At 36.0% G+C, this 7,961-nt stretch carries 6 protein-coding genes; 1 reads left to right on the forward strand and 5 read right to left on the reverse strand.

From position 1 onward, the window contains the following. Positions 1-3,785: IgGFc-binding protein (locus tag Q0505_RS17085; protein ID WP_299215495.1), on the reverse strand; the 3,785-nt coding region annotated here is incomplete at its 3' end. Between the two features lie 193 nt (positions 3,786-3,978). On the opposite strand from Q0505_RS17085, the gene Q0505_RS17090 reads away from it, so the two are divergent. Next, positions 3,979-4,377: an OsmC family protein gene (locus Q0505_RS17090; protein WP_299215497.1), complete on the forward strand. Its 399-nt coding sequence runs from the start codon at positions 3,979-3,981 to the stop codon at positions 4,375-4,377. Positions 4,378-4,479: 102 nt separating this feature from the next. On the opposite strand, the gene rplT is transcribed toward Q0505_RS17090, so the two are convergent. The 4 genes from rplT to thrS form a co-directional block, all read right to left on the reverse strand. Further along, complete coding sequence (rplT, locus tag Q0505_RS17095) at positions 4,480-4,824, reverse strand: 50S ribosomal protein L20 (RefSeq protein WP_299215499.1); 345 nt, start codon at positions 4,822-4,824, stop codon at positions 4,480-4,482. Positions 4,825-4,922: 98 nt separating this feature from the next. Then, on the reverse strand, positions 4,923-5,120 hold the full coding sequence (gene rpmI / locus Q0505_RS17100; RefSeq protein ID WP_299215501.1) for a 50S ribosomal protein L35: 198 nt from the start codon (positions 5,118-5,120) through the stop codon (positions 4,923-4,925). Positions 5,121-5,251: 131 nt separating this feature from the next. Further along, positions 5,252-5,767, reverse strand: a complete 516-nt coding sequence (gene infC, locus Q0505_RS17105) for a translation initiation factor IF-3 (RefSeq protein ID WP_299215505.1) — start codon at positions 5,765-5,767, stop codon at positions 5,252-5,254. A 56-nt stretch (positions 5,768-5,823) separates the two neighbouring features. After that, positions 5,824-7,770 (reverse strand): threonine--tRNA ligase, encoded by a 1,947-nt coding sequence (gene thrS, locus Q0505_RS17110; RefSeq protein WP_299215503.1) that lies wholly within the window; start codon positions 7,768-7,770, stop codon positions 5,824-5,826. Between the last annotated feature and the right edge of the window lie 191 nt (positions 7,771-7,961).

Genomic DNA, 7,961 nt, shown 5'->3' on the forward strand with positions numbered 1-7,961 from the left:
TCCATCGTGGTTAACTCATCAGCTGTACCGTCTTCATCACATACTAATAAGTCTGTGGGAGTAGTGGTGGTAGGATTTTCATTGATAAATAATTGAAAAGATAAATTTACAGCATCAAAGGTCTCACAACCTGTAATGGTGTTTACAGCACTGTAAAAGATTTCTTGTCCTTCCGCACCATTAAATAAGGTAGGATTTGGAATTGGTATAGGTGGTGTAGCGGTATAATCAGCTATAGAGGCATAATAACTCACTGCATACTCTGGATTTCCACCTGTGATCTCGATATCTTTTGAAGTTAAATCAAAGATGCCAAAATTAGGAGTGTCGCTACATTCTACAAAATCAGAAACATCCTTATTTAATACAGGATTTGGAAGGACGGTAAGTTGTACGTGAATCCCTAGACCTACACAATCATTGGCGGTGTCACCATCTACACGCACATAAATTCCTTGAATACCATTCATATCTGTCAATACGATATTGTTGGTGTAATTTGAAATATCTGGAATAGGACTCACTTCACTTTGTGCTTCCTGAAGTGTTTCATAATACGTTACGGTAAGTAATTGTCCCGGTGGAAATAAAGCCAAAACCTGTGGGGTTGCATCACTAAAATCAAATACAGAAACACCATCGCTGTCCGTATCACAGGCTGTATACTCTAATAAGAAATCAGGCGGGATTTGAGAAGTATCTACTTCTAATAATAGTTGAGCTGGAAGTGAACAGCCATTCACTGTACTTACAATAACATCTATTGTTTCGTTATTGACTATCGCATTTGTATACGCAATAGGATCTGCGATAAGCATTCCTGTTTGGTCAAAATATTGAAATGTCTCGTTTATAAAATCCGAAGAGATCAGTATTTCAGCTTGTGTTAAGTTAAAAATGGCAAAACCATCATTATCCACATCACACTGTGTTAATAAAGGTGCTGGGTTTATAATTATAGGAAGCGGATGGACTACAATATTAAATTCTGCAATAGAAAAACAATCTGTATTATCATTATTTTCTACTCTTGCAAAAATAGGCTGACTATTTACGTCTGTGTTTGTAAACAGATTAGGTAAAGGTGCCGTATTAGATTGAGCATTAGCAAGACTACTGTGATATGTTAGTGTAACATCAGCGGTACTTTGCCCATTTAATATAGTGGCATTCTGTGAAGCAAGATTAAACTCTGTAAAACCATTAGTATCGCTACCATCATTTGTGTTGTCGCAAATACCATAATCCAAAAGAGCTATAGCTTCAGGAAGAAAATCTACAATTAAAACAATTTCCGTGGTATCAAAACAACTAGTATTGTCATTATTTTCAATACGAACAACTATAGTACCACTGGTTGTGTTATAAGCTGTAGGTGTAGCAATAGCTGCGATATTGTTTTCTGCACTAGTTTGATCAGGATGATATGTAATCGTAAAATTTAAAGGATTTTGTCCTCCTAAAAGTATAGTTTCTGTATTTGTCAAATCAAAAACTTCAAGTCCGTCATTAGAAGCATCATCACAGGTAATTTGATCAGATACTGGATTTGCAATTGGTTGAACACTTATAATGAGATTAATAGGTGTCGTATCAAAACAAACATCACTCATATTATTTTCTATTCGAGCAAAAATAGTAGCTGTCGTTGACGAGTACATATTTGGAGCGCCTATTGGAGCAGTACCATTTGTAGCATCCACAGGGGTTGTATGAAAGGTCACTGTATATGATAAAGGACTTTGAGTTCCTAATATAATTGTTTCTAGAAGTGTGAGATCAAAGATATAGAGACCATCATTGGTAGGATCATCACATACGATTTGATCAGGAACAGGATTTGCAACAGCAGTATCATTTACAGTAACAATAAAACTAAGCTCTGCGGTACAATTATCTGGATCTGCTTGATTTTCATCAAACACAAATAATGTAGTTGTAGTAGTAATTGGAATTGTCCAATCAATAAGGCTAGTCGTAGGACTTGATTGAGGACCATTGTAGTATTGAGGATTGTTTAAGAAATTACCAGTGATTGTACTAGGATCTGGCAATGTATATGTCTCACAAGCGTCAATATTAGGAATTGGATCTAATACAGGGTTTTCTACAAGTGTAATTGTGATATTAACATCTATAGGGTCACAATCTCCAACAGCAATATAATTATAGATAAGTGATGGATTAGAAATAGGGTCTGTAAGTGGATCAAAAATATCTGTACCACTATTAAGAGGGGGTGTCCACGTTCCTCCAGTAGGAGGATTACCATCAAAACGATCTAATAAGTTAATAGGACCAGCACCAGTACAAACATCAGTTGCTGTATCTTCTGGTGTTACAGCAAATCCAGAGTAATATCCTCCAAATCCTGCAGAACCGCCAAGCCCCAGACTTGCATCTCTATTATCACTTCCAAAAAGACCTACAGCTATGGGACCGTCAGCTATAATTGACACATTACCCATTTGATTTGCTAAAAAATAGGTTTCCCAATCTGGTGTTCCAGGATTTGTTAATGCATCTGCAGCAGGAATTACCGCTCCATTTACAGTTACAATATTTCCGACTCTTGATGTAATTAATAAATTACCAGCATAGTCTTCAATACTACTTGGATAGATCTCATCTACAGCAGGAATAAGATCTACATTATTTTGAAAGAAACAACTTAGCGGTGGGATAAAATTCATCCCAGGAGTCGCGTCAGGAACATCAGGAGGTGTAATGTTTTGATTATTTGCACCTGATCTTCCTGCTAGAAATTGATACACATAAATAGTTTTTGTATCGTCATTTGTACTGATGTACATATTTCTATGTACAGCATTGGGATCTGCTGGTAAATAAAGATTGTCATTATTGAGAATAAAGTGTTCGCCCGTATTTAATGTAACTCCTATTGGATTACCATTTACAAATAGCTCTGTATTATCTTGATTAGCAATGATAAGAGGTCTCTCAGAAACAGGGTTTCCTCCTCCACGTATAAGCATATATTCAAAACCTGTCGCATTCTCATCTACAATCTGGTCTATCATGTGATCTGACCAGTTTGCCGCATTTGCATCAGGATTTGGCATCGTGCCTCTTAAGTTACCGCTATTAACTACAATAGGTTTATCTGCCGTCAAAAGAGCACCAATAAAACCTTCGTTATTATCCGGGTCTCCACTATATCCAGAAACGACAAAAGTTTCACCCGCATTGAGCGTAGGGTTGGGGTTGAGTCCATTTTGAAATGTCATATTCGCGGCATCGTAATCAGAAAATGTAAGTACAGTATTATCTTCAGTTGCCATGACGGAAGCAAAAAAATTATGAGCACCATTATTAGGATTCAGTGGAGCACTTCCTAATCTAAAACTTTGTCCTAGTGCATCTTCTCCTTTGGCTGTGAGATAGCCAGCATGATTAAATGTGTATGTTCTCAAACTGACATAAAATAATTGAGTTGACTCCAATATGAGTCCCTTTCCTACGATAGGCGTATTAAGCTCTGAGTTTTGTACAATTACTGGTGAATTGATAAATACTCCAGGATCATACAAAGCAGGATTTCCTTGAGAAATCGTAAGTGTTGTCAGAAATGTACCATCACCTCTAGATATGGTTACATTGATAGGTGTAGGAAAAGGAGTAGATAGATATACCGTAGCGGTTGTAATATCTGAACCTGTACGCGCATGCAGTGGAGGTAGGTAGTGCGTTGATCCTAGCTGAGCTGTAGATGGAAATATATATACTAGAGAAAACAGAAAAAATGCTATGTACTTTAATTTCATAAGTGAGAAATTGATTCGATGGTGTAGTAAGTTAACTTCTAAAAATAGGCAATATATTTTAAGATAACTTTATAGAATTATATTTTTATCAATGTTGAGCTATAGAAGTTATGGTAATTCGTTTGATAAATTCTATTTTTGGTAGGATGTATACGCTTTCGCGAAAGCGTTATATTTACATAAAACAAGATATATGACTAGTAAAGTAACCTATTTAGGAGACCTCAGAACAGAAAATATACACCTCAAGTCGGGGAATAGTTACATCACTGATGCCCCTACAGATAACCAAGGAAAAGGGGAGGCATTTTCTCCGACAGATACCGTTGCTACAGGACTTGCTAACTGTATGCTTACTGTTATGGGAATAAAAGCAAATCAAATGAATGTTTCTATAAAAGGAGCCGTAGCGACAGTAACTAAAACCATGAGTGCAGATCCTAGAAGAATATCAAAAATTAAAGTCGAGTTTGATTTTCCTAATACACTAGATTCAAAAACACAAAAAATATTAGAAAACACCGCAAAGACTTGTCCTGTTCATTATAGTTTACATCCTGATATTGATAAAGAAGTACTCTTTAATTGGTAATAGACATCGATAAAAATTAAATAAAGCGCACAAAAAAGTCCTATTCAATCTGAATAGGACTTTTAAAAAGAGTTAATTGTTATTATAAATTCGGCTTGAGCCTTATTTTACTTTGTTTACTATTGCTTCAAAAGCTTCTGGGTGGTTCATCGCAAGGTCTGCAAGCACCTTACGGTTAAGCTCGATATCATTTGCTTTTACTTTTCCCATAAACTGAGAATAAGACATTCCGTGCATACGAGCACCCGCATTAATACGAGTAATCCATAAAGAACGGAAATTTCTTTTCTTCTGGCGACGGTCTCTGTATGCATACTGCATCGCTTTGTCCACCGCATTTTTTGCAACGGTCCAGACGTTTTTACGACGTCCAAAATAACCTTTTGCTTGCTTCATCACCTTTTTTCTTCGGGCTCTAGAAGCTACTGAGTTTACTGATCTTGGCATAATTTTAATTGTTTTGTAGTAGGCGGTCTTATCAACACTTGCTCAATTTAATGGCCTAACTCCAGGGTTTATAATTTAATGTTAACCGGTTAAGATGATTACTTCAAACGAAGCATTAACTTAACATTGTTTTTGTCTGCATCATGAACTAATCCATCATGAGTCAACTTAAGCTTACGCTTTTTAGATTTTTTAGTCAGGATATGACTCTTAAAAGCGTGCTTTCTTTTGATTTTACCTGTACCTGTAAGCTTAAAACGCTTCTTAGCACTGGATTTTGTTTTCATTTTAGGCATCTGTTCCTAGTTTTATTAATTAACTCTCTTTTCTTTTATGCCACTTATCACGAGGCATTTTATCGTTAATAAACCCTTGAACGTATAAAGTTCAAGGGTTTATTATTTAACACCCTATTTAGGTGTGTACTTTATTTCTTTTTAGGCGCGATAAACATCGTCATACGCTTTCCTTCTAAACGAGGTAATTGTTCTACTTTTCCTAGATCTTCTAACTCTTGAGCTAGTTTCAATAAAAGAATTTCTCCTTTGTCTTTATATATAATCGAACGACCTTTAAAGAAAACGTAAGCTTTAAGCTTTGCGCCTTCCTTTAAAAACTTCTCTGCGTGTTTCTTTTTAAATTCGTAATCATGGTCATCTGTATTGGGACCAAAACGTATTTCTTTAATAATCACTTTAGAGGCTTTCGCCTTCATGACCTTCTCACGTTTCTTTTGCTCATATACAAACTTTTTGTAGTTAATGATCTTACAAACGGGAGGCGAGGCATTAGGAGATATTTCAACAAGATCTAATTCTTGCTCTTCTGCTATACTTAATGCTTTGTCTATAGGATACACTCCTACATCTACATTGTCTCCTACAAGCCGTACCTCACGGGCACGTATCTTTTGATTGATCTTGTGTTGATCTTCCTTGATAATCCTTGCGGGACCTTTCGATCTTTTTCTACGTATTGCTATGGCTTACTATATTTAAGTTAAACTTCAAATGTTTTTATTGTTCTTTTTATTTCGGTTTGTACCGCTTTCGCGAAAGCGTCCACTGTCATATTCCCCATATCTTCACCACCGTGGCGTCTTACAGATATCGTGCTATCATTTTCTTCCTGTTCTCCTATGATAATCATAAAAGGGATTTTTTGCATTTCTGCATCCCTAATTTTTTTACCCATAGTCTCTCCTCTGTAATCTACAAGGGCGCGAATTTCGTCATTTTCTAGCAAATTTAAAACTTTTTTAGCGTATTTCTCATATTTCTCACTCAGTGTAAGTATAATAGCTTGATCTGGTACCAACCATAGCGGAAAATTACCACCTGTGTGTTCTAATAATATTGCGATAAAACGTTCCATACTTCCAAAAGGAGCACGATGGATCATAACAGGTCTATGTAGCTCATTGTCACTGCCTTTATAAGTAAGTTCAAAACGTTCAGGGAGGTTATAATCTACTTGAATAGTTCCTAATTGCCAGCTTCTGCCAAGCGCATCCTTTACCATAAAATCTAATTTAGGGCCATAAAAAGCAGCTTCACCGGTTTCAACTGTATAATTTAATCCTTTTTCTTTTGCAGCATTCAGGATGGCATTTTCTGCTTTTTCCCAATTTTCATCGCTTCCAATATATTTTTCAGGCTTTTCTGGGTCTCTTAAAGACACCTGTGCTGTAAAGTTTTCAAATCCTAAGGAACCAAAAACATAAAGAACTAGGTCAATTACATTTTTAAATTCATAATCTATCTGATCTGGTGTGCAGAAAATATGAGCGTCATCTTGAGTAAATCCTCTTACACGTGTTAATCCGTGAAGTTCTCCAGATTGTTCATAACGATATACGGTCCCAAACTCTGCGTAACGCTTAGGAAGTTCTTTGTAACTCCAAGGGCGCGCATTGTATATCTCACAATGGTGTGGGCAGTTCATAGGTTTTAGTAAAAATTCTTCTCCTTCTGCTGGAGTGCTAATAGGTTGAAAACTATCTTCTCCGTATTTAGCAAAATGACCAGAAGTGATATAGAGTTCTTTCTGTCCTATATGTGGAGAAACTACCATTTCATATCCTGCTTTCTTCTGAGCAGCTTTTAAAAAGTTTTCAAGTCTTTCGCGTAAAGCGGCACCTTTAGGCAACCATAATGGAAGTCCCTGACCTACTTTTTTAGAAAATGTAAAAAGCTCAAGTTCTTTCCCTAATTTTCTATGATCTCTTTTTTTAGCTTCTTCAAGAAGTTCTAAGTATTCTTTAAGGTCTTTTTGTTTAGGGAAAGAAGTGCCATATACACGTGTAAGCTGAGGCTTGTTTTCGTCTCCTCTCCAGTAGGCGCCGGCAACACTCATGATTTTGACAGCTTTAATGATGCCTGTATTAGGAATGTGTCCTCCTCTGCATAAATCTGTAAAAGTATCGTGATCACAAAAAGTGATCGTTCCATCTTCTAGATTTTCAATAAGTTCAACTTTATATTCGTTTCCTTCTGCTTTGTATTTTGATAATGCCTCGTCTTTAGTAACAGATCTCATTTTGAAATCATGCTTACCACGAGCAATTTCAAGCATTTTATCCTCTATATGTTTAAAGTCTTTATCAGAAATAACGTGATCTCCAGTATCTAAATCATAATAAAAACCATTTTCAATAGCAGGTCCTATGGTGAGTTTTACACCAGGATACAGTTCTAATAAGGCTTGTGCAAGCACGTGAGAAGAAGAGTGTCTAAAGGCTTCTTTTCCTTCATCATCATTCCAAGTGTATAAAACAATAGATCCATCTGTGGTTAGTGGGGTAGAGGTTTCAACTGTCTCTTTATTAAACTTAGCAGAAATAACATTTCTAGCCAGTCCTTCACTAATACTTTTTGCGACATCCATTGGAGTTGTCCCAATTTCCATTTGTTTTACACTGCCATCAGGCAAGCTTATATTGATCATAATATTTTATTTGCGACACAAAGATAATGTCTTCTAGTATGGTGTACAATATCCAAATGATCTATTACTAAAACTTGTTTCATTTCCCACTTATTTATCGCACTAATAATAAGGAGTAGTTGTCGGCTATCATTTTTATATATAGTCTTGTTTTGTAGTCATTTACAATTATTTTCAAAAAACATTTATTT

This window comes from uncultured Dokdonia sp. (assembly GCF_937910895.1).
Lineage (GTDB): Bacteria > Bacteroidota > Bacteroidia > Flavobacteriales > Flavobacteriaceae > Dokdonia.

What these genes read in the sequence shown, in the direction of transcription:
- Q0505_RS17090 (WP_299215497.1), top strand. Translation starts at nt 3,979, where the DNA reads ATGACTAGTAAAGTAACCTATTTAGGAGACCTCAGAACAGAAAATATA.
- rplT (WP_299215499.1), bottom strand. Translation starts at nt 4,824, where the DNA reads ATGCCAAGATCAGTAAACTCAGTAGCTTCTAGAGCCCGAAGAAAAAAG.
- rpmI (WP_299215501.1), bottom strand. Translation starts at nt 5,120, where the DNA reads ATGCCTAAAATGAAAACAAAATCCAGTGCTAAGAAGCGTTTTAAGCTT.
- thrS (WP_299215503.1), bottom strand. Translation starts at nt 7,770, where the DNA reads ATGATCAATATAAGCTTGCCTGATGGCAGTGTAAAACAAATGGAAATT.